The 23,172-nt window shown below is 61.5% G+C and carries 24 protein-coding genes; 8 read left to right on the top strand and 16 right to left on the bottom strand.

Annotation, left to right across the window (positions count from 1 at the left end; translation table 11 throughout):
* Positions 1 to 90 precede the first annotated feature (90 nt).
* Positions 91 to 1,254, top strand: a complete 1,164-nt coding sequence (locus PDO_RS19100; RefSeq protein WP_007605784.1) for an MFS transporter — start codon at positions 91 to 93, stop codon at positions 1,252 to 1,254.
* Positions 1,255 to 1,296: 42 nt separating this feature from the next.
* Positions 1,297 to 2,331 carry an aldo/keto reductase gene (locus PDO_RS19095; RefSeq protein ID WP_007605783.1) on the top strand — a complete coding sequence of 345 codons (1,035 nt, stop codon included), beginning with the start codon at positions 1,297 to 1,299 and terminating at the stop codon, positions 2,329 to 2,331.
* Between the two features lie 22 nt (positions 2,332 to 2,353).
* Here PDO_RS19095 and cimA read toward each other — a convergent pair whose 3' ends face one another.
* From cimA to cysS, 7 genes are all read right to left on the bottom strand, one after another.
* On the bottom strand, positions 2,354 to 3,970 hold the full coding sequence (gene cimA, locus PDO_RS19090) for a citramalate synthase (protein ID WP_007605782.1): 1,617 nt from the start codon (positions 3,968 to 3,970) through the stop codon (positions 2,354 to 2,356).
* 58 nt (positions 3,971 to 4,028) lie between these two features.
* Positions 4,029 to 4,988, bottom strand: coding sequence for a prolyl aminopeptidase (gene pip / locus PDO_RS19085; protein ID WP_007605781.1), 960 nt, complete (start codon positions 4,986 to 4,988; stop codon positions 4,029 to 4,031).
* A gap of 2 nt (positions 4,989 to 4,990) precedes the next feature.
* The gene (locus tag PDO_RS19080; RefSeq protein ID WP_037074677.1) at positions 4,991 to 5,479 is read right to left on the bottom strand and encodes a GFA family protein; all 489 of its coding nucleotides are present in this window, start codon (positions 5,477 to 5,479) and stop codon (positions 4,991 to 4,993) included.
* Positions 5,476 to 5,943: a GFA family protein gene (locus tag PDO_RS19075; protein ID WP_037074674.1), complete on the bottom strand. Its 468-nt coding sequence runs from the start codon at positions 5,941 to 5,943 to the stop codon at positions 5,476 to 5,478. The genes PDO_RS19080 and PDO_RS19075 overlap by 4 nt, the downstream gene beginning before the upstream one ends.
* A gap of 10 nt (positions 5,944 to 5,953) precedes the next feature.
* A complete protein-coding gene (locus PDO_RS29285; RefSeq protein ID WP_007605780.1) occupies positions 5,954 to 6,079 on the bottom strand; it encodes a hypothetical protein in 126 nt (41 codons plus the stop codon).
* The gene (locus tag PDO_RS19070; RefSeq protein WP_007605779.1) at positions 6,076 to 6,552 is read right to left on the bottom strand and encodes a GFA family protein; all 477 of its coding nucleotides are present in this window, start codon (positions 6,550 to 6,552) and stop codon (positions 6,076 to 6,078) included. The genes PDO_RS29285 and PDO_RS19070 overlap by 4 nt, the downstream gene beginning before the upstream one ends.
* A 299-nt stretch (positions 6,553 to 6,851) precedes the next feature.
* Positions 6,852 to 8,336 (bottom strand): cysteine--tRNA ligase, encoded by a 1,485-nt coding sequence (gene cysS, locus PDO_RS19065; RefSeq protein WP_007605777.1) that lies wholly within the window; start codon positions 8,334 to 8,336, stop codon positions 6,852 to 6,854.
* A gap of 348 nt (positions 8,337 to 8,684) precedes the next feature.
* Here cysS and PDO_RS19055 point away from each other — a divergent pair, with 348 nt between their 5' ends.
* The gene (locus PDO_RS19055) at positions 8,685 to 10,430 is read left to right on the top strand and encodes a PAS domain S-box protein (protein ID WP_007605776.1); all 1,746 of its coding nucleotides are present in this window, start codon (positions 8,685 to 8,687) and stop codon (positions 10,428 to 10,430) included.
* A 12-nt stretch (positions 10,431 to 10,442) separates the two neighbouring features.
* On the opposite strand, the gene PDO_RS19050 is transcribed toward PDO_RS19055, so the two are convergent.
* The 8 genes from PDO_RS19050 to alr all read right to left on the bottom strand — a co-directional run bounded on the left by PDO_RS19050 (position 10,443) and on the right by alr (position 17,711).
* Positions 10,443 to 11,330, bottom strand: a complete 888-nt coding sequence (locus PDO_RS19050) for a DMT family transporter (protein WP_007605775.1) — start codon at positions 11,328 to 11,330, stop codon at positions 10,443 to 10,445.
* Positions 11,331 to 11,403: 73 nt separating this feature from the next.
* Complete coding sequence (locus PDO_RS19045; RefSeq protein WP_007605774.1) at positions 11,404 to 12,144, bottom strand: SDR family NAD(P)-dependent oxidoreductase; 741 nt, start codon at positions 12,142 to 12,144, stop codon at positions 11,404 to 11,406.
* Positions 12,145 to 12,167: 23 nt separating this feature from the next.
* Entirely contained in the window at positions 12,168 to 13,661 is a 1,494-nt protein-coding gene (purF, locus tag PDO_RS19040) for an amidophosphoribosyltransferase (protein ID WP_007605773.1), read from the bottom strand.
* A 126-nt stretch (positions 13,662 to 13,787) separates the two neighbouring features.
* Complete coding sequence (locus PDO_RS19035) at positions 13,788 to 14,411, bottom strand: CvpA family protein (RefSeq protein WP_007605772.1); 624 nt, start codon at positions 14,409 to 14,411, stop codon at positions 13,788 to 13,790.
* A gap of 89 nt (positions 14,412 to 14,500) precedes the next feature.
* Positions 14,501 to 15,904, bottom strand: coding sequence for a DNA repair protein RadA (gene radA, locus PDO_RS19030; protein ID WP_037074669.1), 1,404 nt, complete (start codon positions 15,902 to 15,904; stop codon positions 14,501 to 14,503).
* 4 nt (positions 15,905 to 15,908) lie between these two features.
* Entirely contained in the window at positions 15,909 to 16,235 is a 327-nt protein-coding gene (locus PDO_RS19025; protein WP_007605770.1) for a type II toxin-antitoxin system RelE/ParE family toxin, read from the bottom strand.
* A complete protein-coding gene (locus PDO_RS19020) occupies positions 16,225 to 16,470 on the bottom strand; it encodes a type II toxin-antitoxin system ParD family antitoxin (RefSeq protein ID WP_007605768.1) in 246 nt (81 codons plus the stop codon). Before PDO_RS19020 ends, PDO_RS19025 begins: the two co-directional genes overlap by 11 nt.
* Before the next feature lie 74 nt (positions 16,471 to 16,544).
* On the bottom strand, positions 16,545 to 17,711 hold the full coding sequence (gene alr, locus PDO_RS19015; RefSeq protein ID WP_007605767.1) for an alanine racemase: 1,167 nt from the start codon (positions 17,709 to 17,711) through the stop codon (positions 16,545 to 16,547).
* Positions 17,712 to 17,800: 89 nt separating this feature from the next.
* On the opposite strand from alr, the gene PDO_RS27625 reads away from it, so the two are divergent.
* From PDO_RS27625 to PDO_RS19000, 3 genes are all read left to right on the top strand, one after another.
* Positions 17,801 to 18,658, top strand: coding sequence for an AraC family transcriptional regulator (locus tag PDO_RS27625; protein WP_007605766.1), 858 nt, complete (start codon positions 17,801 to 17,803; stop codon positions 18,656 to 18,658).
* 63 nt (positions 18,659 to 18,721) lie between these two features.
* A complete protein-coding gene (locus tag PDO_RS27620) occupies positions 18,722 to 19,423 on the top strand; it encodes an AzlC family ABC transporter permease (protein ID WP_007605765.1) in 702 nt (233 codons plus the stop codon).
* Positions 19,420 to 19,722 (top strand): AzlD family protein, encoded by a 303-nt coding sequence (locus PDO_RS19000; RefSeq protein WP_007605760.1) that lies wholly within the window; start codon positions 19,420 to 19,422, stop codon positions 19,720 to 19,722. Before PDO_RS27620 ends, PDO_RS19000 begins: the two co-directional genes overlap by 4 nt.
* 35 nt (positions 19,723 to 19,757) lie before the next feature.
* On the opposite strand, the gene PDO_RS18995 is transcribed toward PDO_RS19000, so the two are convergent.
* On the bottom strand, positions 19,758 to 21,254 hold the full coding sequence (locus PDO_RS18995; RefSeq protein ID WP_007605758.1) for a replicative DNA helicase: 1,497 nt from the start codon (positions 21,252 to 21,254) through the stop codon (positions 19,758 to 19,760).
* 315 nt (positions 21,255 to 21,569) lie between these two features.
* On the opposite strand from PDO_RS18995, the gene PDO_RS18990 reads away from it, so the two are divergent.
* Entirely contained in the window at positions 21,570 to 22,028 is a 459-nt protein-coding gene (locus tag PDO_RS18990) for a MarR family winged helix-turn-helix transcriptional regulator (RefSeq protein WP_007605756.1), read from the top strand.
* Positions 22,021 to 23,172: MFS transporter (locus PDO_RS18985; protein ID WP_007605753.1), on the top strand; the 1,152-nt coding region annotated here is incomplete at its 3' end. The genes PDO_RS18990 and PDO_RS18985, both read left to right, overlap by 8 nt.

Below are 23,172 nucleotides of genomic sequence, written 5' to 3'. Positions count from 1 at the left end.
AATCACGAATGTTGTTCTTCCAAGCAGACTATTTCACTGAAGCTTTGCTGTCTATCTGAAGTGCATCCGTTTCAACAAGGACGCACCTCCATGCCTCTTGCTCTTTATGCCCTTACCGTCGGCGCCTTCGGCATCGGCGTCACCGAATTTGTCATCATGGGCCTGCTGATCGATCTCGGCGTCTCGATCGCCGCTGCCGGCCTGCTCATTTCCGGCTATGCGCTCGGCGTCGTCTTTGGCGCGCCGATCCTGACGGCTCTGTCGAGCCGCTGGCCACGCAAGACCGTGCTGATCGCGCTGATGGTGATCTTTACCATCGGCAATATCGCCTGTGCGCTGGCACCCACCTACGAGACGCTGATGGCCGCAAGACTTGTTGCGGCGCTCGCGCATGGCACTTTCTTTGGTGTCGGTTCGGTCGTTGCAACCGGGCTGGTGGCCCCGGAACGCCGCGCCTCCGCCATCGCCGTGATGTTCACCGGTCTGACGGTCGCCAATATCGCCGGCGTGCCCTTCGGCACCTGGCTCGGCCAGGAATATGGCTGGCGCACGACATTTTGGGCCGTAGCCGTCGTCGGCATCGTGGCGCTCGCCGTGCTCGCGATCTTTCTGCCTCGCGATGAGCAGAAGCCGGAAGCCCAGGACTGGCGCTCGGATCTCGCCACCATGGCTCGCCCCCAGGTTCTCGCAGGCTTGGCGATCACGGTGCTTGGGTATGCTGGAGTCTTTACCGTCTTCACCTACATCGCCCCGGTCCTCACCGAAATCACCGGCTTTTCGGCGTCCGCCGTCTCTCCGATCCTGCTGGTCTTCGGTGGCGGCCTGATCGTCGGCAATCTCCTCGGTGGCAAGCTGGCCGACCGCAATCTCGATCGTTCCGTTCTGGTGACCCTGGCAGTCCTGACCCTGTCGCTCGCAGCCATGACCGTGGTTCTCGACAACAAGATCCTGACCATCGCCTTTGTCGGTCTGGTCGGCGCGGCAGGCTTTGCAACCGTCGCACCCTTGCAGATGCGCGTCCTGCAAAAGGCGGAAGGGGCGGGCCAGGCACTGGCATCAAGCTTCAACATTGCCGCCTTCAACCTTGGCAATGCTATCGGCGCCTGGGTCGGCGGCATTGCCATCGAACAGGGGCCGGGTCTGGCAGCGCTGCCGCTGGTGGCCGCCGCTTTCCCATTGGCCGCTCTCGTCTTGTCGATCATCGCGACTCGTCTCGACCGTCCAAGCCCCCTCGGGCAGCATGCCTCAGCCTGATCAAGCCGCTATCACCGCATTCACAGAGAGAAGGATAATCCCATGGAATATCGTCAATTGGGGGCCTCGGGCCTCAGGGTTCCGGTTCTGAGCTTCGGTGCCGGTACATTCGGCGGCTCCGGTCCGCTGTTCGGCAACTGGGGCACCTCCGATGCCGCAGAAGCCCGCCGACTGGTCGATATTTGCATCGAAGCCGGCGTAAACCTCTTCGACACGGCTGATGTCTATTCCGCCGGCGCTTCCGAAACGGTGCTGGGCGAGGCGATCAAGGGACGGCGCAGTGATGTGCTGATCTCCACCAAGCTCGGCCTGCCGATGGGCGATGGGCCGGCCGATTACGGCACCTCCGCCAGCCGCATCGCAACCGGCGTCGATGCAGCACTGAAACGCATGGGCACCGACCACATCGATCTGCTCCAGTTGCACGCCTTCGACGCTTCGGTCCCGGTCGAAGAGGTGCTGGCCGCACTCGACCGGCTCGTGGCTGCGGGCAAGGTTCGCTATGTCGGCGCCTCCAATTTTGCCGGCTGGCAGATCATGAAGTCGCTCGCTGCCGCTGATCGCCATGGCTGGCCGCGCTACGTTGCCCATCAGGTCTATTATTCGCTAGTCGGCCGCGACTACGAGTGGGATCTGATGCCGCTCGGGCAGGACCAGGGTGTCGGCGCAATCGTCTGGAGCCCGCTCGGCTGGGGCCGCCTGACCGGCAAGATCCGCCGGGGCGCACCGTTGCCGGAGAAAAGCCGGCTGCACGAGACTGCAGCCTTCGGCCCGCCGGTCGACGATGAACGGCTTTACCGGATCGTCGATGTGCTGGACGAGATTGCCGATGAAGTGGGCAAGCTCGTTCCGCAGGTCGCGCTGAACTGGCTGCTCCAGCGCCCGACGGTGTCGTCCGTGATCATCGGCGCCCGCAACGAGGAGCAGTTGCGCCAGAACCTCGGCGCGGTCGGCTGGAGCCTGACGGCCGAGCAGATCGCACGGCTGGATGCGGCAAGCGTTACGGATGCCGCCTATCCGCATTTTCCTTATCACCGCCAGGAAGGCTTCGCACGCCTGAACCCGCCGGCAGTGTGAGACGACTGCTGGATCGCCGCCGTTACCCGGCGGCGATCTGCCCTGCCAATTGCCGGTTCTTCATCAGCTTGTAGATGATACTGTCCATCAGCGCCTGGAACGAGGCGTCGATGATGTTTTCCGACACACCGACCGTCCACCAGCGAGCGCCGCTGGCATCGGTGGATTCGATCAGCACGCGGGTGATCGCCTCGGTGCCGCCGTTGAGGATGCGCACCTTGTAGTCCGCCAGTTCCAGATCGCCGATCTCGTGCTGGTACTTGCCGAGATCCTTGCGCAGCGCGATGTCGAGCGCGTTGACCGGACCGTCACCTTCGGCAACCGACATCAGCGTCTCGCCGTCGATGATCGTCTTGACCACGGCCTCCGACACGGTCTTCAGCCGGCCATGGCTGTCGAAACGCCGTTCGATCATCACCCGGAAGCTCTCGACCTGGAAAAAGTCCGGAACGCTGGTCAGCGTCCGTTGCGCCAGGAGTTCGAAACTCGCATCGGCCCCCTCATAGGCGTAGCCGCTGGCTTCGCGCTCTTTGACGATCGAAATCAGGGTGTCTAGCTTTGGATCATCCTTCTCGACCCGGATGCCGCGGCGCTTTAGCTCGTTGATGAAATTCGCCTTGCCGCCCTGGTCGGAGACCATGACCTTGCGGAAATTGCCGACGCTTTCCGGTTCCACATGCTCGTAGGTCTTCGGATCCTTGAGCAGGGCCGAGGCATGGATGCCGGCCTTGGTGGCGAATGCCGAAGCGCCGACATAGGGCGCCTGATGGTTGGGAGATCGGTTGAGCAATTCGTCGAAGGCGCGCGACAGGCGATTGAGGCCGACCAGCGCATCGCGGTCGATCGAGGTCTCGAAACGGGACGAATAGCTGTCTTTCAGACAGAGCGTCGGGATGATCGTCACCAGGTCGGCATTGCCGCAGCGCTCGCCGATACCGTTCAGGGTTCCCTGGATCTGCCGCACGCCCGTCTCCACGGCGGCCAGCGAATTGGCGACCGCCTGTCCGGTATCGTTATGGGCATGGATGCCGAGCGAGGAGCCGGGAATGCCGGAGGCAATCACCGCAGCGATGATGTCGCGGATCTCCGGCGGTTGCGTACCGCCATTGGTGTCGCACAGCACCACCCAGCGGGCACCGGCGTCATACGCCGTCTTCGCACAAGCGAGCGCATAGGTCGGATTGGCCTTGTAGCCGTCGAAGAAATGTTCGCAATCGACCATGGCGAGTTTGCCCGCTTCGACCACGGCCCTGACGCTGTCGCGAATGCTCTCGAGATTTTCATCGTTGGTGCAGCCGAGTGCCACCTTGACGTGATAGTCCCAGCTCTTGGCGACCAGACAGACGGCATCACTTTTCGCTTGAATCAGCTGGGTGAGGCCCGGATCGTTTGAGGCGGAAATGCCGGCGCGCTTGGTCATGCCGAAGGCGACAAACGAAGCCTTTTGCGTCCGCCTCTTGGCGAAGAAGGCCGTATCGGTCGGATTTGCTCCCGGATAGCCTCCCTCGACATAGTCGAGGCCGAATTCGTCCAGCATGGCGGCGATCGAAATCTTGTCCTCGACTGAAAAGTCGATGCCCGGCGTCTGCTGGCCGTCCCGCAGCGTCGTGTCGAACAGATAGATTTTTTCGCGTGTCATTCCGATGCCTCCCGAGGCGCAGTCGTCATTGGGTATCGCGTGGCGAGATCCACGGACATCAGTTCTTCCCCGCAAACCGGTCCGTCGCCCGGATCAGCTGATCGAGGATGCCCGGCTCGAGAAACGCATGCCCGGCACCCTCGATCAGGTGGAAATCGGCTTTCGGCCAGGCCTTGGAGAGCGCCCAGGCATATTTGGCCGGGCAGGGCATGTCGTACCGGCCATGGATGATGACGCCTGGAATATCCTTGAGCTTGTAGGCGTCGCGCAGCAACTGGCCTTCCTCGACCCAGCCGGCGTGCACGAAGAAATGGTTCTCGATACGGGCAAACGCGATGGCGAAATCATCCTCGCCGAAATGGGCGGAATAGTCCGGGTTGGGCAGAAGCGTGATCGTCTCGCCTTCCCATGTGCTCCAGGCCAGCGCGCATTCCAACTGCTTTTGGCGGTCGTTGCCGGTCAGGTATTTGCGGTAGGCGCCCATCATGTCGTGGCGCTCGCTCTCCGGGATTGGCGCGATGAAGCGTTCCCACTTGTCGGGAAACATCTCCGAAACTCCGAACTGGTAGTACCAGGAAAGCTCCGCCTTGGTCAGCGTGTAAATGCCGCGCAACACCAGTTCGGAAACCCGCTCCGGATGGGTTTCGCCATAGGCGAGCGCCAGCGTCGAGCCCCAGGAACCGCCGAAGACCAGCCATTGCTCGACGCCGATCATCTGGCGGAGCCGCTCGATATCGGCAACCAAGTGCCAGGTCGTGTTGGCCTCAAGCCCGGCATGCGGCGTCGACTTGCCGCAGCCGCGTTGGTCGAACAGGATCACATCGTAGAGCGCCGGATCGAACACCCGTCGCTGGCTCGGGTTCGATGCGCCGCCCGGACCGCCATGCAGGAAGACGGCAGGCTTGGCGCCCCTGGTGCCGATGCGCTCCCAGTAGATTGTATGGCCATCGCCGACATCGAGGAAGCCCGTCTCGAAGGGTTCGATTTCAGGGTAGAAACCCCGCAATTCGTTCGTCATGGTCAGTCCTTTTTCGGCGGCCAGACCACAGTGTCATGGTCGGGATGCTGATGGTTGCTCGCGCTGATCACGGCGTTGCCGTCCGCCAGATCGGAGCGGTCTGTCGGGTTCTCCGGCAGGCTGAAAAGCTTGTCGAAATAGGACAGGCGCGACTCCACGCCGTCCTGCGAGACCGGCATGGCCGCCTCCGGCTTGTCGAGGCTGCCGATCGTCACGCTGATATAGGGCGAACCGACGGTGCGAAAGAGCAGCGGCGTACCGCAATTGTCGCAAAAGCCGCGGCCGCACGGGTCGGACGAGCGGAACCAGCGCGGTTCGCCCCGCATCATCAGCAGGTTCTCGGCGCGGGTGCCGGCCAGTGCCATGAAAAAGTTGCCGCCCGCCTTCTGGCACATGCGGCAATGACAGATATGCGGATAACCGAGTTCGCCTGCCACCTTGTAGCGGATCGCGCCGCACTGGCAGCCGCCGGAATGCACCTGACGGCTCATGCCTCATCCTCCGGGGGCCAGACGGGTGTGTCATGGTCGGGATGCTGGAAGGACACGACCGAAGCGAAATGCGCCTCCATCGCGGCGCTGGTATAGGCTGGCTTTTCGAACAGGTGCTCGATCCACGGCAGGCGGTGATGATGGTTCACCTGCACCTGGGGTTCGAATTTTGACGGGTTGTCGAATGCACCGATGGCGATCTCGATGCCCTCGCCATGATGATAGGTCAGCGGCGTGCCGCATTTGCCGCAGAAGCCGCGTTTCACTTTGGCCGAGGAGCGGAACAGCATCGGCTGGCCGCGGGTCCATGTCAGATGGGCATGATCTGCGGTGACAAATGCACCGAAGAAACTGCCGAACGCCTTCTGGCACATGCGACAGTGACAGATGGACGGTCGGCCGAGTTTCTCGGCCTGGAACCGTACTGCGCCGCATTGGCAGCCACCGGAAAAGATCTCGCTCATGCCGCTCTCCTCATTTGAACATCACATAAATGACCACGCCGGCGATGACGGCCGCCACGATCACGCCCTTGGCGATCAGCCCGTAAAGCAGCCATTTCGGCATTTGCGTATTCGGGTTTGGGTTCCTCTGCATCATGTCTCGTCCTGCGGCCAGCGATCGGTGTCGCGATCGGGATGCTGATAGGACACGACCTCCAATACGAAGGGCGCTTCGACAGCGTCTTCCTCCGTCGTGTGGCAGGGCAGCAGATGCAAGCGGTCGACAAAGCCGATCTTGCCCTCCGTGCCAAACTGCACGACCGGCGGCAACAGGGACGGATCGTCGAATGCGCCGGCCGCGATCGCGATCCCGTCCGGCGCTTCATAGGTCAGCGGCGTACCGCAATCGCCGCAGAAGCCGCGAAGGGCAAAATTCGACGAGCGGAACGTCTTACGCTCGCCGCGCGTCCATTCGAGCTCAGCCCCGCGCGTTGAAACCAGTGGCGCATAATAGGCGCCGAACGCCTTCTGGCACATGCGGCAATGACAGATGGAACTATCCCTCAGCGCCCCCGTCACGCGAAACCGCACCGCACCGCACTGGCATCCGCCGGAATGGCTATCTGTCATGCGGCGGGCCTCGCTGTTTGGAGGGTTTTGGCGGCGAAGGTCGCGTTACTCCCCTCTGCCCTGCCGGGCATCTCCCCCACACGGGGGGAGATCGGCCACGCGGCCGGCGCCGGATTTTTGTCTGAAGCGTAGACGTGACACCAGTTTGCTGACGAGGAAATCTTGCTCGGCGTTGAACGCTCGCCTGCCAATCGATGAATCGTCTTGGAAAAGCAATATCGCGCGGCAACCCGATCTCCCCCCGTGTGGGGAGATGCCGGGCAGGGCAGAGGGGTGCATGCCACGTCGACAACGTCATCCTATCGCTTGACCTCCCATGTGGTCACCCGTTCGCCGGTCTCCTTGTCCTTGCCGTCCTTGAGCTGGATGCCCTTGGAGGCAAGATCGTCGCGGATCTTGTCAGCCTCGGTAAAGTTCTTGGTTTTCAGCATTTCGAGGCGCATCGCGACGAGGGCATCAACCGCGGCCGAGAGATCCGTGCTGATTTCAGCCTTTTTCGGCAGGACACCGAGCAGGGCGGCGCTGGCGGCAAACAGCGGCAGCAAGGCCGGATCGGCGCTGGCTTCATGGGCAAGCGCGTGCAGCGCCTGAACGGCGGCAACCGTATTCAGGTCGTCATGCAGGGCCTCCAGTACCGTCTCGCAGGGTGCCAAGCCGGTTGCCTCGACGGCCGGCCATTTGGCGAGCAGCCGTTCGGCCTCCTCCAGTCGCTTGACCGAAAAGTCGATCGGCTCGCGGTAATGCGTCATCAGCATCGCCAGCCGCAGCACTTCGCCCGGCCATTTGCGGCCGCCGAAGGTTTCCGTCTCGAGCAATTCGTTGATCGTGACGAAATTACCGTCCGACTTCGACATCTTGCGGCCCTCGACCTGGACGAAGCCGTTGTGCATCCAGACATTGGCCATGACATCGGTGTCATAGGCGCAGCACGACTGGGCGATCTCGTTTTCATGATGCGGAAAGATCAGGTCGAGCCCGCCGCCATGGATGTCGAACTGGTGCGGCCGCGCCTTGCCCCTCGGAGACAGCCGGTCCTTGATCTCTTCCCACAGATAGCGATCGGCCATGGCCGAGCATTCAATATGCCAGCCGGGGCGGCCATGGATAGCGATCGTCTCGCCTTCATAGACAAAATTGCCAGGCCAGCCCGGTTCTGTATCTGCAGACTGCTTCCACAGCACGAAATCGCCGGGGTTCGTCTTGTGCGCTTCGACGGCGACACGGGCGCCGGCCTGCTGGTCTTCCAGCTTGCGCTTCGACAACTGGCCGTAATCGGCCATCGAGGCCGTGGCGAACAGCACTTCACGGCCTTCCGAGCCAGTCGCCACATAGGCATGACCCTGGTCGAGCAATCGCTGGATGATCTCGACCATCTGGCTGATATTGTCGGTCGCGCGGGGTTCCACCGTCGGCATGAGGCAGCCGAGCGCTGCAACATCTGCATGGAACTGGCTTTCCGTCTTGCCGGTGACCGCGCGGATCGCGGCATTCAGCGACATGCTGCCATCGGCGATCTGGCTGCCGAAATCGCGCAGCGCCCGCGCATTGATCTTGTCGTCGACATCGGTGATGTTGCGCGCATAGGTGACATGGTCATCGCCATAGATATGGCGCAGCAGCCGGTAGAGCACGTCAAAGACGATGACCGGGCGCGCATTGCCGATATGGGCGAAATCGTAGACGGTCGGGCCACACACATACATGCGCACATTGTCCGGGTCGATCGGCTCGAAGTCGACCTTCTCGCGCGCGAGTGTGTTGTAAAGCTTGAGGCCCGTCGGCATTCCTGTCTCCCATAACAAAACCATCCGGCTGGACCGGGTCGTTTGTCATCTGGGACTTTTCAGGAGACGAAAACGGCCGGGCCAGCGTGTGCGCTAGCGAATAATGATCCAGCAGATGCAGATGGTCGTTTTCATGGCCGGTGTTATGGCGCGGGGCCGTGATTTGGTCAAGGGGCAGGGAGGCGAGCGCAGACGAACTTTGAGTTGTCTTTGGGCGCGTCGTTTAACGGTTTTTATGGGGGTTTCGCCTATCTTTACCGAAGCGACCGGCTTTTGCGGTCCAACGAACCGAGCATCGGATGTCTTGAGACAATGGCCAGTGATCAAGTGAATGCAGCTGGAAGCCTGTTGACGGCCGATTTGGGCATGAGCCTCGCCGACTGGATGAAGATGACGCCGGCCATGTCGCATTCGATCGACAGCCGGGGCGTTCTTGTTGCGGTCAGCGACTCTTGGTTGCGCAAGCTGGGTTACGAGCGTCGCGAGGTTCTGGGCAAGCGCTCGACGGATTTCATGCCGGAAAGGTCCCGGGAAAGGGTCCGCCTGGAAAAGATCCCGCTGCTGTTCCAAACCGGCCGTGTCGAAAATGTCGAATTCCAGATGATCTGCAAGGACGGTTCGCCTATCGATGTCCTCCTCTCCGCGGTGCTGGTCAGGCAGGGCGAGGATCATGTTTCCATTTCGAGCTTTACTGACATAACCCAGTTGAGGGCAATGGAGCAAAAGCTTGCCGAAAGCGAAGCCAAGTACCGCTATCTCGTCGAGTATCAGTCGGAAATGGTGTCGCTGGCAAAGGTCGACGGCGAATTGCTCTTCGTCAATCGCGCCTATGCCGAGCATCATGCGACGACCCCGGAGGAGATGATTGGCAGGAGCCTCTATGACTTCGTGCCGACACAGATCCGCGGGGAACTGGCGCAGCACATGCAGCATGTCGCGATCGTCGGCGAGGCCAAGGACATCGAGAACCAGGTCCTGTCGCCGGATGGAAAACCGCGCTGGGTGTCGTGGACCAACAAGGCCTTCAAGGACGAAGATGGTATCGTCACGGCGATCCATTCCGTCGGCAAGCATGTCGATGCGCGGGTGGATGCCGAGACCAAGCTGCGCGAGAGCGAGGAACGATACCGCCTTCTTGCCGAAAACTCGACGGACATGGTGTTCCAGCTGGATGCCGGCCGCGCCTTTACCTATGTGTCGCCGGCGGGGCCGGACATTCTGGGGCATGCGCTGGAGGACCTTGATGGCCGCTGCCTCTACGATCTCGTCCATCCGCAGGATGCGGAACCCATCCGTGCCATCCTTTGTGCGCTAGCCAGTGGTGAGCTGAAACGTCATGGCGGCGTTCACCGCTTCCTACATCGCGACGGGCATCCAGTCTGGGTGGAGATGCAGGTAAAGGCACTCGGGCTTTCGCAGATCGGATCGGAAACCGGTATCGTCGGCACATTGCGCGATTTCAGCGTTCACAAGCGGCTGGAGGAAAGGTTGCGGGATGCCAACCTGCTGCTGGCGGAAGCCGCCGCGACCGATGGCCTGACGGGCCTGATGAACCGGCGCGCCATCGACCAAGCGTTCCAAGAGGCCTTCGAGGTGGCGAAAGCCCAGGGGCAGGAACTCGGCCTGATCCTGACCGATGTCGACTATTTCAAGGCTTACAACGACCACTATGGCCATTCGGCCGGCGATGAATGTCTGAAGACGGTCAGCGCAATTCTGCGCTCGGTAGCCGAGTCCTGCGGTTATCACGCGGCGCGTTACGGCGGCGAGGAATTCTGCATCATCCTGCCCGGCGCGTCGGAGAACACCACCTTCCTGGCCGCCGAGCGCATGCGTCTCGCCATGCAGGCGATGTCCGAGGCACATGCCGGCAGCCCTTCTGGCTTCGTATCGATCAGCCTCGGTCTTGCCACGCTGTCGCAATCGGGCGTTCGCGATCGCTCCGATCTGCTCAATGCCGCCGACCGGGCGCTCTACAGGGCCAAGGCGTCCGGCCGCAACACGGTTGTGCGGGCATCCTACTGCGAGATCGAGGCCGAGCGAGAGCCGCGGGTCGTCCCGAACAAGTCCCTGAGGTTGAGCAGGGTCGGCTGACGCGACGGCGTGTCAGGCTGTTTTGCGGGCCGAACGACCGAAGGGCAAGAGACCGAGCACCAGCGCGCAACCGGCGATGATCACCGCACCTCCGAGCAATTGCAGAACGGTCAGCGGTTCGTCCAGCACCAGCGCGCCGACCAGCACGGCAACGACGGTTACGGCAAACTCGACGCTGATCGCCGGCGTAGGGCCGATGCTCTTGACCAGGTCGAAATAGAGCACATAGGTCAGGGCACTCATCAGGCCGGCCAGGGCCACCAGATAGAGATAGTCGATCGGTGCTGGAACGCCCGGCACCGGCACGAAGGCGAGCAGTGGCAGGGTGAGGATGCCGCCGGCGATGAACGAGCCGATGGTCACTTCCCAGGCCCCGGTGCCTTTCAGGTGCAGGCTGGCATAATTGCTGCCAAAAGCGGCGGAAAACGTCGAAAAGACCATGGCCCCACAGCCAAGCACGAAGGTTTTGTCGACCGGGACCGCCGGAAACCCGACCAGCATGACGATGCCGATCGTGCCCAGCATCAAGCCGGCAATACGCGTCGGGGTGATCCGTTCAAGTCCCCAGATCTGCGCGATGATCATCGAAAACAGAGGGATCGCAGCGACAAAGATTGCTGCCATCGCCGTGCCGATGCGTGGCGTCGCATAGGACAGCCCGATCAGCTGGCCGGCGACCGTTGTTGCGCCGACGACTGCAAGCGGCAGCCACCCGGCGTTAAACGACAGCTTGCGCCGGCTCAGGCGCGCCACGGCAAACAGCAGGCCGCCTGCAATCAGTGAGCGGAGCGTGACGGCGCCGATCCAGCCAAAGGCGGCCACGACATGCAGAAGCAGAACGAAGGAAAGGCCCCAGGCAAATGCCAGAAACGTGTAGGCGGCAATATCTCTGGGGCGCATGGCGTCTTCCAAAAAGGATGTGGAACCGGCGGTGATCAAGTTGAAGTCATCGCCAGCCGGGGGATCCTGACGCTTACTCCGGCATCCGATAATCGACGATCTTGCCTTCCCGAACGATGTAGAGCTTGCCGGTTTCCGTCTGCTGCGGGCCAACCAGCGGCAAAAGTTTGGCGGCGACCTCTGATGGATGGGGCAGGGTAGCCGGATCTTCGCCGGGCATGGCCTGCGCGCGCATGGCAGTGCGGGTGGCACCGGGATCGACCGAGAGAATGCGGAGCGGCAGCCGCTGTGTCTCGCCGGCCCAGGTGCGCGCCAGCGCCTCGACGGCGGCCTTGGAGGCGGAATAGGCGCTCCAGAACGGCTTGCATTTGTGGGCGGCCCCCGAAGATAGGATCAGAACGCGGCCCTGGTCGGACTTGATCAGCAGCGGTTCCAGCGAGCGGATCAGCCGCCAGGTCGCCGTCACGTTGATCGTCATCACCTTGTCGAAGACCTTGGCTTCGATATGGCCGATCGGCGAGATGACCCCGAGCACGCCGGCGTTGAGCACGGCGATGTCCAGCTTGCCCCAGCGATCGAAGATATGGCCGCCAAGCTGGTCGATGGCCGCCATGTCTGACAGGTCGAAGGGCACCAGCGTTGCCGACCCGCCGACCGCCTTGATCGCGTCATCCAGTTCTTCCAGCCCGCCGACAGTGCGGGCGCAGGCGATCACATGGGCGCCTGCCTTGGCAAGTTCGATCGCGGTGAAATAGCCGATGCCGCGCGAGGCGCCGGTGACGAGCGCAATCCGGCCCTTGAGGTCGATGGTCATGGTCATTCCTGTTGTCTGCGGCCTCAGCCGTTGGCGGCGAGCATGGATTCCTTGCGGCCCACCATTTTCTCGCCTTCCTTGTCCAGAAGGCGGGTCGGGTAGTCGCCGGTGAAATAATGGTCGGTGAACTGGGGATTGGCCGGGTCGCGTTCCTTGCCACCCACAGCCTTGTAAAGGCCGTCGATCGACAGGAACGCCAGCGAGTCCGCACCGATATATTTCGCCATCGCCGCTTCGTCGGCATACTGGTTGGCCAGCAGCTTGTCCCGGTCGGGTGTGTCGATGCCGTAGAAATCCGGATGGAAGATCATCGGGCTGGCAACGCGCACATGCACTTCCTTAGCGCCGGCATCACGGATCATCTGGACGATCTTCAGCGACGTGGTGCCGCGCACGATGGAATCGTCGACGAGAATGACACGCTTGCCCTCGATCATCGCCCGGTTGGCCGAATGCTTCAGCTTCACGCCGAAAGCGCGGATCTGCTGGGTCGGCTCGATGAAGGTGCGGCCGACATAGTGGTTACGGATAATGCCGTATTCGAACGGAATGCCGCTCTGCTGGGCATAGCCGAGGGCGGCCGGCGTGCCGCCATCGGGAACCGGCACGACCACATCGCCCTCGAGCGGTGCCTCGATCGCCAGGTTCATGCCGGCATTCTTGCGGGTCGTGTAGACATTGCGTCCGCCGACAACCGAATCGGGGCGGGCGAAGTAGACATATTCGAACAGGCAGAGGCGTTCCGGCTGCGGCCGGGCCGGCATGCGCGATTCGATGGCGATCGAGCCGTCCGGCTGGATTTCGCAGATCACCACTTCGCCATTCTTGACGTCGCGGATGAATTTCGCGCCGATGATGTCGAGCGCACAGGTCTCGGAGGCAAAGATCGGCTTGCCGTCAAGCTCGCCCATGACCAGCGGCCGGATGCCGATCGGGTCGCGCGCGGCAATCAGCTTGGTGCGGGTCAGCGCGATCATTGCATAGCCGCCTTCCATCTGACGGATGGCGTCAATGAAACGATCGGCGGTCGAGGCATGGCGCGAACGGGCGATGAGATGCAGCACGACTTCGGTATCCGAGGTCGACTGACAGATGGCGCCGGTTGCGATGATCTGCCGGCGAAGCGTCAGGCCATTGGTGAAATTGCCGTTATGGGCAATCGCGATGCCGCCTTCCTCGAGTTCGGCAAACAGCGGCTGGACGTTGCGCATGGCAACCCCGCCGGTCGTCGAATAGCGTGTATGGCCGATGGACATCGAGCCCGGCAGTTTGGCGATGGTCACAGGGTTCGTATAGTGGTCGCCCACCAGACCCATGTGCTTTTCGGTATAGAACTGTCGGCCGTCAAAGGAGACGATGCCGGCTGCCTCCTGACCGCGATGCTGGAGCGCATGCAGGCCGAGCGCTGTCAGCGTCGACGCATCGGTATGTCCCAGGATACCGAAGACCCCGCATTCTTCATGAAACTTGTCGTCCTCGGCACCGTATACGACGTCGGTAGGGATGAAGTGGTTCATGGCAAGTCGCCTTTGTTCGCGGGGACAGATATAGCAAGCAACGCCTGTAACAGATAAGCCGCCGGTCTGTCCCGATCCGGCGGCGTCTGGCTGGTATATAGGACGCGACCGGTCGTCGCGCAAATTTCAATTCTCGGCCGGTGCCTCGCCCGCAGGTGTGGTATCGGCAGGAGCATTTTCTGCTGGAGCCTGCTCGGCCGGTGCAGTTTGCCCGTCCGTTGCCGGCGCCGTCTCTTCGCGGCCCAGGATGCGCGCGCGGATCTGTGGTTCGATATCGGTCGGCAGCACGGCTTCGAGCTTGAGCACTAACGCATCGATGAAGGGCTTGGACTTGGAGTTGTTGACCCAGTCCGGGCGCTGCTTCACGTCGATCAGCCAGTTCCAGAAGGCGACGGCAACGACGAGGAGAAGAATGCCGCGCGCGGCGCCGAACAGGAAGCCAAGCGTCCGATCCAGTGCGCCGATACGGCTGTCGATGATGAAGTCGGCGATGCGCGAGGTGATGAAGGAAATCACGATCAGCGCGATCAGGAAAATGATGCCGGCGGAGCCCGCGATGGCGATACGGTCATCGCTGGTGTAGTTCTTCACATAGGGAACAAGCAGCGGATAGAGATAGTAGGCGGCAGCAACCGAGCCGGCCCAGCTTGCGATGGAAAGTACTTCGCGCGAAAAGCCGCGCACCATCGCCAGCACCGCTGAAAACAGCACGACGCCGATGACGATACCGTCAAAAATCGTAATAGGCATAAATACCAACTCCAAGACTGCCGGCCCAGACCGGCATGATTGTCACCGCGACACCGCCTGAACACGCGATTTTCGCGCGTCGGAGCGGATCAACCATCCTCCTGATCGTTGCGCGCTTTCAACCGGGAACCGGCGATCTGCGCCACAAGATCGGGAAGGCTGTCCACTTCCCTCCATTTGCCCGTCGAACCCTTAGGCAGTTCGGCCGAGGCAGCCGGCAATACCGCAGCGGAGAAACCAAGCTTTTCCGCCTCTTTCAACCGTTGGCCCGTATGCGAAACCGGTCGCACCGCGCCTGACAGGCTGACCTCGCCGAAATAGACGCAATCGGCGGGAAGGGCAAGACCGGCAAGCGAGGAAACCAACGCCGATGCAATTGCCATGTCGGCGGCCGGTTCCGAGATCCGGTAGCCACCGGCAACGTTGAGATAGACGTCGTGTTGCCCAAGCCTCACGCCGCAATGCGCTTCGAGCACGGCCAGGATCATCGCCAGACGGCTGGAATCCCAGCCGACCACGGCGCGGCGCGGCGTGCCAAGCGACGTCGCCGCCACCAGCGCCTGGACTTCGACAAGGATCGGACGCGTACCCTCCATGCCGGCAAACACGGCAGCCCCTGGGGCTTTTTCGTTGCGCTCGCCAAGAAAGAGCTCGGACGGATTGGCGACTTCGCGCAATCCCTTGTCCGACATTTCGAAGACGCCGATTTCGTCTGTCGGCCCGAAACGGTTCTTGACGGTGCGCAGGATGCGGTAGTGATGGCCGCGATCACCCTCGAAGTAGAGCACTGCATCGACCATGTGTTCGACGACACGCGGACCGGCAATCTGGCCTTCCTTGGTCACATGACCGACCAGCACCATGGTCGCGCCGGTCTGTTTGGCAAAGCGGATCATCGCCTGCACGCCCGTGCGGACCTGCGTGACGGTGCCCGGCGCGCTGTCGGCCGTGTCGCTCCACAGGGTCTGGATCGAATCGATGATCACCAGATCAGGTCGCTTGCCTTCCGATATCGTCGCCAGGATATCCTCGACATTGGTTTCGGCAGCCAGGAGAACATCGGTATCGGCAGCCCCCAGTCGCTGCGCTCGCAGACGCACCTGTGCGACGGCCTCTTCGCCGGAGACATAGATCACACGATGGCCCTTGCGGGATAAAGCGGCGGCCGCCTGCATCAGCAGCGTCGACTTGCCGATGCCCGGATCGCCGCCGATCAGCACGGCGGAGCCGCGCACGAAACCGCCACCCGTCGCCCGGTCGAGTTCGGCCATGCCGGTCGGGATGCGCGGTGCTTCCTCGATCTCGCCGGACAAGGCCGTCAGCGTCACCGCGCGGCCCTTTTTCGGCGTCTTGCCCGGTCCGCCGCCGATCCCGCCCATCGGATCTTCCTCGACGATGGTATTCCATTCGCCGCAGCCTTCGCATTTCCCGGCCCAGCGGCTGTGAACGGTGCCACAGTTCTGGCAGATGAATTGAGTTTTTGCTTTTGCCATGAAGTCAGTTTTCGTCAGTCTTTTCGTTGTCTGTGAAGTCGATTGACGCCTGATCCTGGCGGCCGTGTACGACCCGAAGAATGGAAATCGCGGTGTCCGTGACACCGATGTAGAAGCGGCGCTCCCGAAACACAAAAACGCGAATGTCGGATTGGGTATCGTCCTGGATTCCAGGGAGGCCGAGCGATGCCAGTTTGCTGATCTGATTGTGCAGGCTGATCGCGAACTGCTCGGCTGCTGGCGGATTGTATTTGGCTATATAGCGATAGATCTCCCGAAGGTCCCTGCGCGCCTTTGAGGACCATCGGACCTTGCACTTGTCAGTCGTCATCTGTGGTTAGGCGAATATCGGCGAGAAACTGTTCTGCTATCTCGTAGACGTGGAAGCGACCGGCTTCGATATCGTCGATTCCCTCCTGAATGAGCAGGCGCAGTGTCTCTGAGTCCTGTTCGCGAAGTTTGCCGAGGCCAGCGCTGATCATCTCGTCCGCGCTACCATAGACGCCGGACTTCACCTGTTCCTCGACAAAGGTCTCGTCGTACTTGTTCAATCGAATCGAGGGCACGATTCCTCTCCATGGCGCTTGAAAAGCATTCCGAGCAATGGAACAATAGCAGAACAAATTCCGCGGTGCTACTGCTAAATCTCGGTCGGGATATAGTGCCGCTCGTAGCGCAATCCGAGCCCTGTCAGCATTTCATAGCCAATCGTACCGGCAGCCCGCGCCACGTCGTCAAGCCGGATGTTGGGGCCGAACAGCTCGATATAGTCGCCGGCTGCAATGGCCGCACTCGGCACGTCGGTGACATCGAAAATGGTCATGTCCATGGTGACGCGTCCGACGACCGGAACCTTGTGTCCCGCGATGAAGCCGTGTGCGCCGGCGATGCCGGTATTGCGCACGGCAACGCCATGGCCGGAGAGATTGCGCAGATAGCCGTCGGCATAGCCGACAGAGGCAATAGCGAGACGGCTGTCGCGCGATAAAGTACAGGTGCCGCCATAGCTGACGGTCTCGCCGGCCTTGGCGTCGCGGACCTGCAGGATGCGCGCTTCTGCCTTGACGACCGGCCGCATCGGGTTGGTTACACCATTGACCGCCTCGCCACCGTAAAGTGCGATGCCGGGACGGGTCAGGTCGAAATGGTAGTCGGCGCCGAGAAAGGTTCCAGCAGAAGCTGCAAGGCTTGAATCAATGCCTTCGAAAGCCTCGCTAACCTGCCGGAAAGCCTCAAGCTGCTGACGATTCATCGCCGATGCCGGATCGTCGCTGCAGGCGAGGTGGCTCATCACCAGCACCGGCGAAAAACTCGCCGGCCGCGAGACATCGTCTGCCAGGACCAGCGCATCGGCCAAGGGCAGGCCAAGCCGGTTGAAGCCGGTATCGACATGCAGCGCGCATGGATGGTCGCCGTGTTCCGACACCGCCGCCATCCAGAACGCAAGCTGTTCTTCAGACGCGATCACCGGGACGAGATCGTTGTCGAAAAAGAAGTGTTCGACACCAGGCCAGATGCCGGAAAGCACAAAGATCCGCGCCTCTGGCGCATAGATGCGCAGCGTTTCGCCTTCGGAAGGAACGGCGACGAAGAAGTCGCGAGCACCGGCCATGTACAGCGTTTCGCCGACATCCTCGATGCCGAGGCCATAGGCATCGGCCTTCAGCACGGCGGCTGTCCGTGCCTTGCCCGAGCGTCTGGCCATCTCCCGCCAGTTGTCGGCAATCGCCTGCAGGTCAACGGTCAGGCGCAAAGGCGCGCTGAGGAATGCGTCGGACACGTCGGTGAGGTCTAAAAACTGGGGCATCAGGGACCGGAAAATGCTGTATGGATCTTGGCTCGGACCCTAGCACTTTTCTACAAGACTGGAATGCTGACGCGAGGTAGAATTCTGCAATGCACAACGTTTCGCAGAAACAGGCCACCGACGCCATGCCGACCGTTCAGACCGAACGGACGCGGTTCTGGCGCGACCAGCGTTTCCGTAACATGGAATGCATGACAGCCACCTTCATCACGCATGAATTCTCACCGCACTCGCACGACACGTTCTCCATCGGTGCGATTGAGGCCGGATGCCAGGTTGCGATGATCCGTGGCGAGCGGGCACATACCGGGCCGGGCGCGCTTTACCTGATCAACCCGGGCGAAACGCATGATGGTCAGCCGGGAACCGACGAAGGCTATCGCTACCGCATGGTGTATCCCGACATTGCCCTGTTCACAGAAATTCTTGAGGAGGCGACCGGCCGTGCCTTTCACGGCACGCCGTGCTTTTCCAGGCAATTGCTGGTCGATCCGCAACTCGCCGAGGCATTCAGTCTGGCGCATCACAAGCTGGAGGATGGGTCGAGTGAACTGGAGAGCGAAGAGAGCATGTATACCGTTCTCTCGTCGATGTTTTCCCGTTACGGCAGCGCGATTATCATCCCGCGCGACCTTTCCGAGCCTGCAGGGGTCCGTCGCGCCCGCGACTACATTCTCGCGCATTTCGCTCAGGAAATCGGGCTGGAGGATCTGGCGCGCGAGGCGGGCCTGAGCCGTGCCCACTTGATCCGCGCCTTCCGCCGGCACTATTTCATCACACCGCATGCCTACCAGACCGATCTGCGCATCCGTCATGCACGACATCTGCTGCGCAGCGGCGAAACGTCGGCAGACACCGCACTGGTCTGCGGGTTTGCCGATCAGGCGCATTTTAGCCGCCAGTTCAAGGCGCGTACCGGCCTGACGCCGGGCAAGTATCGGCGATAGTCACTTTCGTTCAAGACTGCCATCTGCCAGATCGATAGGACCTCGGGCATCAGGAGGTCTTTTATGCATGAAATATCGTTCCGGCGCGAATTCCTCAGCGGCCTGCGTGCCATAGCGCCATTGTTGTTTGCCGCTATACCCATCGGTTTTGTTTTCGGAACCGTGGCGGTGGGGCAGGGGCTTTCGCCTCTGGAGGTTGGGCTCATGAGTGCGCTGGTATTTGCCGGCGGCTCGCAATTCGTCGCCATGGACCTGTGGACGCATCCGGCCTCCTGGGCAGCCCTCGGTTTTGCGGCCCTGCTGGTCAATCTGCGTCACATCCTCATGGGGGCATCGCTGGAGCGCAGCCTTGGTCGTTTTCACGCGTGGCAAAAACTGCCGTCGCTGCTGGTGATGGCCGACGAGATCTGGGCGGTGGCCGAGGCAAGGGCGCGCACCATGGTCTTGACCCCGGCCTTCTATCTTGGCCTTGCCTTGCCCTTCTACTGCGGCTGGGTCGTCTCCAGCCTGGCCGGTGCACTGCTGGGTGAGGTAATCGGCGACACGGCCGTCTTCGGACTCGATTTCGCCTTTCCGGCCGTCTTCATCGGCTTGCTGATGGGCTTCTGGAAGGGGCGTGAAACAGGTCTTGTCCTGATCGCCAGCGCCGCAGCCTCGCTCACTGTCTATCACCTCGTTCCCGGTGCCTGGTATATCGCAGCTGGCGCCCTGGCCGGTCTCGGCGCAGCCTTCGTGCCGCTCGCCGATAAGGAGCAGACGGCATGAGCCTTGATCTGATGACAGTGGCCGCCATCGTCGCGATGATGGTCGCCACGGTGTTCACGCGGCTCGCAGGCTCGCTGCTGGTCAGGCGGTTCGATCTTGGCAACAAGGCGCAAAAGGCACTCGCGGTCGTGCCGCCAGCTGTCCTGATGGCTGTGGTGACGCCGACCGCGCTGGCAGCCGGATGGGCCGAAACCGTGGCCTGTGCGGTCACGGCTGTCGCCGCACTCCGCCTGCCGCTGTTGCCAGCGGCTGCAGCGGGTGTCTTGACCGTGGCACTTCTGCGCTGGCTCGGCGGATAGGCTTTATCGTTGCGAAAGCGTGCCGGTCGAAACCGTCACGCCTCCTCATACTGCGTGAAGCTCGGCTCGGCGAGGTCGGCAAAGCGGGTAAATTCTGCCTGGAAGGCGAGCTTGACGGTGCCGGTCGGTCCGTGACGCTGCTTGGCGATGATCACGTCGGCCGTGCCCTTGACCTTGTCCATCAGCTGTTCCCATTCGGGGTATTTCGGATCGCCCATGTCGCGCGGTTCGAGGTTCTTGACGTAGTATTCCTCACGGAACACGAACAGCACGACGTCGGCGTCCTGCTCGATCGAGCCCGATTCGCGAAGGTCGGAAAGCTGCGGGCGCTTGTCTTCGCGACTTTCGACCTGACGCGACAGCTGCGACAGCGCGATGATCGGAACATTGAGTTCCTTGCCGAGCGCCTTCAGGCCGGTGGTGATCTGGGTGATTTCCTGAACGCGGTTTTCGCCCGACTTGCCGGAGCCGGTCATCAGCTGGATATAGTCGACCACCAGGCAGTCGAGGCCGCGCTGGCGCTTCAGGCGGCGTGCGCGGGCTGACAGCTGGGCAATGGAAATACCACCGGTCTGGTCAATGAACAGCGGTACTTTCTGCATGGTCTGCGAAAAGCCGACCAGCTTCTCGAAATCATGTTCGGTGATGTCACCACGGCGGATCTTTGACGAGGAAACTTCCGTCTGCTCGGACATGATACGGGTGGCAAGCTGTTCCGACGACATTTCGAGCGAGTAGAAGCCGACAACGCCACCGTTCTTGGCTTTCATCGAACCATCAGGCATGACTTCCGGATCGTAGGATGCGGCGATATTCCAGGCGATATTAGTCGCAAGCGAGGTCTTGCCCATGCCCGGACGACCGGCGAGCACGATCAAGTCGGAGCGCTGCAGGCCGCCCATCTTGCTGTCGAGCGACATGATGCCGGTCGAGATGCCGGAAAGATTGCCGTCTCGCTCAAACGCTGCACCGGCCATGTCGACGGCCAAAGCGACGGCGTCGTTGAACGACTGGAAGCCACCGTCGTAGCGACCGTTTTCCGCCAGTTCGAACAGACGCCGTTCGGTGTCTTCGATCTGCGTCTGCGGCGGCATGTCGAGCGGCGCGTCATAGGCGATGTTGACGACGTCCTCGCCGATCGTGATCAGCGCCCGGCGCAGTGCCAGGTCGTAGATCGCCCGGCCATAGTCTTCCGCATTGATGATGGTGACGGCTTCCGAGGCGAGGCGCGCCAGGTACTGGGCGACCGTCAGGTCGCCGACGCGCTGGTCGGCCGGCAGGAAGGTCTTGATCGTGACCGGGTTTGCCGTCTTGCCCATGCGGATGATTTCCGAGGCAACCTCGAAGATCTTGCGGTGCAGCGGCTCATAGAGATGCGGCGGCTTCAGAAAGTCCGAGACGCGGTAATACGCGTCATTGTTGACCAGGATCGCGCCGAGCAAAGCCTGCTCCGCTTCGATATTGTTCGGAGCCTCCCTGTAGAGCGGCTCGCCCTGTGGTGCCGGAGCAATTTTTCGCAATGCATCGCTCATAGCAGTCTACCGTTTCTTCTTCATGTCGGACTATCGGATTGTGCAATGGGTTTGTCCGCACCGGCCGCTCAAGTCAACAGCAATTCAACCTTTGGACGGTCCCGGGGAAGGGGCCATTGAGCTTTTCGAACTCATCCCAAGTTTCCACAGGCTCTGCTCTTTTCTCAATGTTTTTCTTGACTCGCTTTGGCGAGAATCGCGCGAGCAGCTTTGCAAAAATCACTGCCCAGCCATGCGGTGTCTTCCTCTTGCCAGTAACCAGCGGGATAATTAAATAGGGTAAATATAATTAGTGCACTATTGAATGGCGATGTCATGGACCGACCCGCGAGCCAGCGCCTCCTGATTCAGGAGCTTCTCAATTTCTCCCGCAAGCTCCGGGCCCATTTTGACGCCTTGGTGCGCCAGAAGGGGCTAACCTTGCCGCGGGTGCGGGTGCTCTACACCTTGCTCGCCGAGGACGGACAAACTCAGAAGGCGCTAGCGGACGAACTGGAGATCGAAACCCCGACACTCGTGCGCCTGCTTGATTCGATGGAAGAGCAGGGTCTGATCGAGCGCCGGGCGCTGAAAACCGATCGCCGGGCCAAGCAGATCTTCATGACGTCGACGGGAGCGGCGGTTGCAGCAGAAATGAGTGTGTTCGCCGACCATTTTCGCGACCGCCTGCTGGTTGGCATGATCGATGGCGACATCAACGGCGGGCTTGCGATGGTGCGCCACCTGCTCGACAGACTGGTCGATATGGGGGAAGGAGCGCCGGACCGTGAGTAACACCGTTTCCACCCTCGACGTTTCAACGCCGCCGCCAGAGCAGACCCCGGCGTCGACATCAGCCACCGCACCTTCACCGATGGCACCGGCGCGGGCTGCGCTCTATATCGCAGCCTCCGTCATCTTGTTCGTCACCCAGGGCCTCGGCATGCAGTTTGCCTCGGCAAACCTCGTGCAATTGCAGGGTGAATTGCAGGCAACGACAAACGAATCCGCCTGGCTGATGGCTGCCTATATGGCACCATATGCGAGCATGGCGATTGCCCTGGTCAAGGTTCGTACCCAGGTCGGCCTCAGACGCTTCGCCGAATGGAGCGTCATCATTTTTCTTGGCGTTTCGGTTCTCAACCTAGCTGTCCATGATCTGCAATCAGGCATGGTCGTGCGCTTTATCAGCGGGATGGGCGCGGCGCCTCTCTCGACGCTGGGCTTCCTCTACATGCTGGAGGCCTTTCCACCTGCCAGGAAGCTGACCGTCGGCCTGGCATTGGCGCTGACCAACACGGCACTTTCGGCGCCGCTGGCACGACTGATATCGCCGGTCCTGATCACCTATGGCGGTTGGCACAGCCTCTACATGTTCGAGCTCGGTCTGGCGCTGCTGATTTTTCCTGTCATCTACCTGCTGCCCCTGACGCCGATCCCCCATGCCAAGGTGATCGGCAAGCACGATGTGCTGAGCTATCTCTGCGTCGCCATCGGCTTTGGAGCGCTGGCAGTCGTATTGGCTGTCGGACGCCTCTACTGGTGGTTCGAAGCTCCGTGGATCGGCGCATTGCTTGCGGTGGCGATTGCCGCGCTCACGGTCTTCGTCCTGATGGAATTGCCGCGCACCGCGCCGATGGTTGACATCCGATGGCTGCTGACGCCGCAGAACCTGCATTTCATCGCAGTCCTCCTGGTGTTTCGCTTCGTGGCCTCAGAACAGACCAGCACGGCAACGAGCTTCTATCTCAATCTCGGCATCAACGACGGCCAGATACCCACGCTCTACTGGATCATGCTGGCCGGTTCGATTGCTGGTGGTCTGGCCAGCGCCTGGTTCCTCGATCGCAAGAGGATCGAGACCGCGCATGTACTGGCGCTGCTTCTGATCGCCACCGGCGCCTATCTTGACGCGCATGCGACAAATCTGACCCGGCCG

The sequence above is a fragment of the Rhizobium sp. PDO1-076 genome, assembly GCF_000247475.1.
In the GTDB taxonomy this organism is placed as follows: Bacteria; Pseudomonadota; Alphaproteobacteria; order Rhizobiales; family Rhizobiaceae; genus Allorhizobium.
This window is presented reverse-complemented; position numbering and strand designations above follow the sequence as displayed.

Coding starts and splice junctions, on each gene's coding strand:
- cysS (WP_007605777.1), bottom strand. CDS start 8,336: ATGCCGACGGGCCTCAAGCTTTACAACACACTCGCGCGCGAGAAGGTC.
- radA (WP_037074669.1), bottom strand. CDS start 15,904: ATGGCAAAAGCAAAAACTCAATTCATCTGCCAGAACTGTGGCACCGTT.
- PDO_RS27620 (WP_007605765.1), top strand. CDS start 18,722: ATGCATGAAATATCGTTCCGGCGCGAATTCCTCAGCGGCCTGCGTGCC.
- PDO_RS19075 (WP_037074674.1), bottom strand. CDS start 5,943: ATGAGCGAGATCTTTTCCGGTGGCTGCCAATGCGGCGCAGTACGGTTC.
- PDO_RS18990 (WP_007605756.1), top strand. CDS start 21,570: ATGGACCGACCCGCGAGCCAGCGCCTCCTGATTCAGGAGCTTCTCAAT.
- PDO_RS27625 (WP_007605766.1), top strand. CDS start 17,801: ATGCACAACGTTTCGCAGAAACAGGCCACCGACGCCATGCCGACCGTT.
- pip (WP_007605781.1), bottom strand. CDS start 4,988: ATGACGAACGAATTGCGGGGTTTCTACCCTGAAATCGAACCCTTCGAG.
- PDO_RS19095 (WP_007605783.1), top strand. CDS start 1,297: ATGGAATATCGTCAATTGGGGGCCTCGGGCCTCAGGGTTCCGGTTCTG.
- cimA (WP_007605782.1), bottom strand. CDS start 3,970: ATGACACGCGAAAAAATCTATCTGTTCGACACGACGCTGCGGGACGGC.
- PDO_RS19025 (WP_007605770.1), bottom strand. CDS start 16,235: ATGACGACTGACAAGTGCAAGGTCCGATGGTCCTCAAAGGCGCGCAGG.
- PDO_RS19100 (WP_007605784.1), top strand. CDS start 91: ATGCCTCTTGCTCTTTATGCCCTTACCGTCGGCGCCTTCGGCATCGGC.
- PDO_RS19050 (WP_007605775.1), bottom strand. CDS start 11,330: ATGCGCCCCAGAGATATTGCCGCCTACACGTTTCTGGCATTTGCCTGG.
- PDO_RS19070 (WP_007605779.1), bottom strand. CDS start 6,552: ATGACAGATAGCCATTCCGGCGGATGCCAGTGCGGTGCGGTGCGGTTT.
- PDO_RS19045 (WP_007605774.1), bottom strand. CDS start 12,144: ATGACCATCGACCTCAAGGGCCGGATTGCGCTCGTCACCGGCGCCTCG.
- PDO_RS29285 (WP_007605780.1), bottom strand. CDS start 6,079: ATGATGCAGAGGAACCCAAACCCGAATACGCAAATGCCGAAATGGCTG.
- PDO_RS18995 (WP_007605758.1), bottom strand. CDS start 21,254: ATGAGCGATGCATTGCGAAAAATTGCTCCGGCACCACAGGGCGAGCCG.
- purF (WP_007605773.1), bottom strand. CDS start 13,661: ATGAACCACTTCATCCCTACCGACGTCGTATACGGTGCCGAGGACGAC.
- alr (WP_007605767.1), bottom strand. CDS start 17,711: ATGCCCCAGTTTTTAGACCTCACCGACGTGTCCGACGCATTCCTCAGC.
- PDO_RS19035 (WP_007605772.1), bottom strand. CDS start 14,411: ATGCCTATTACGATTTTTGACGGTATCGTCATCGGCGTCGTGCTGTTT.
- PDO_RS19000 (WP_007605760.1), top strand. CDS start 19,420: ATGAGCCTTGATCTGATGACAGTGGCCGCCATCGTCGCGATGATGGTC.
- PDO_RS19080 (WP_037074677.1), bottom strand. CDS start 5,479: ATGAGCCGTCAGGTGCATTCCGGCGGCTGCCAGTGCGGCGCGATCCGC.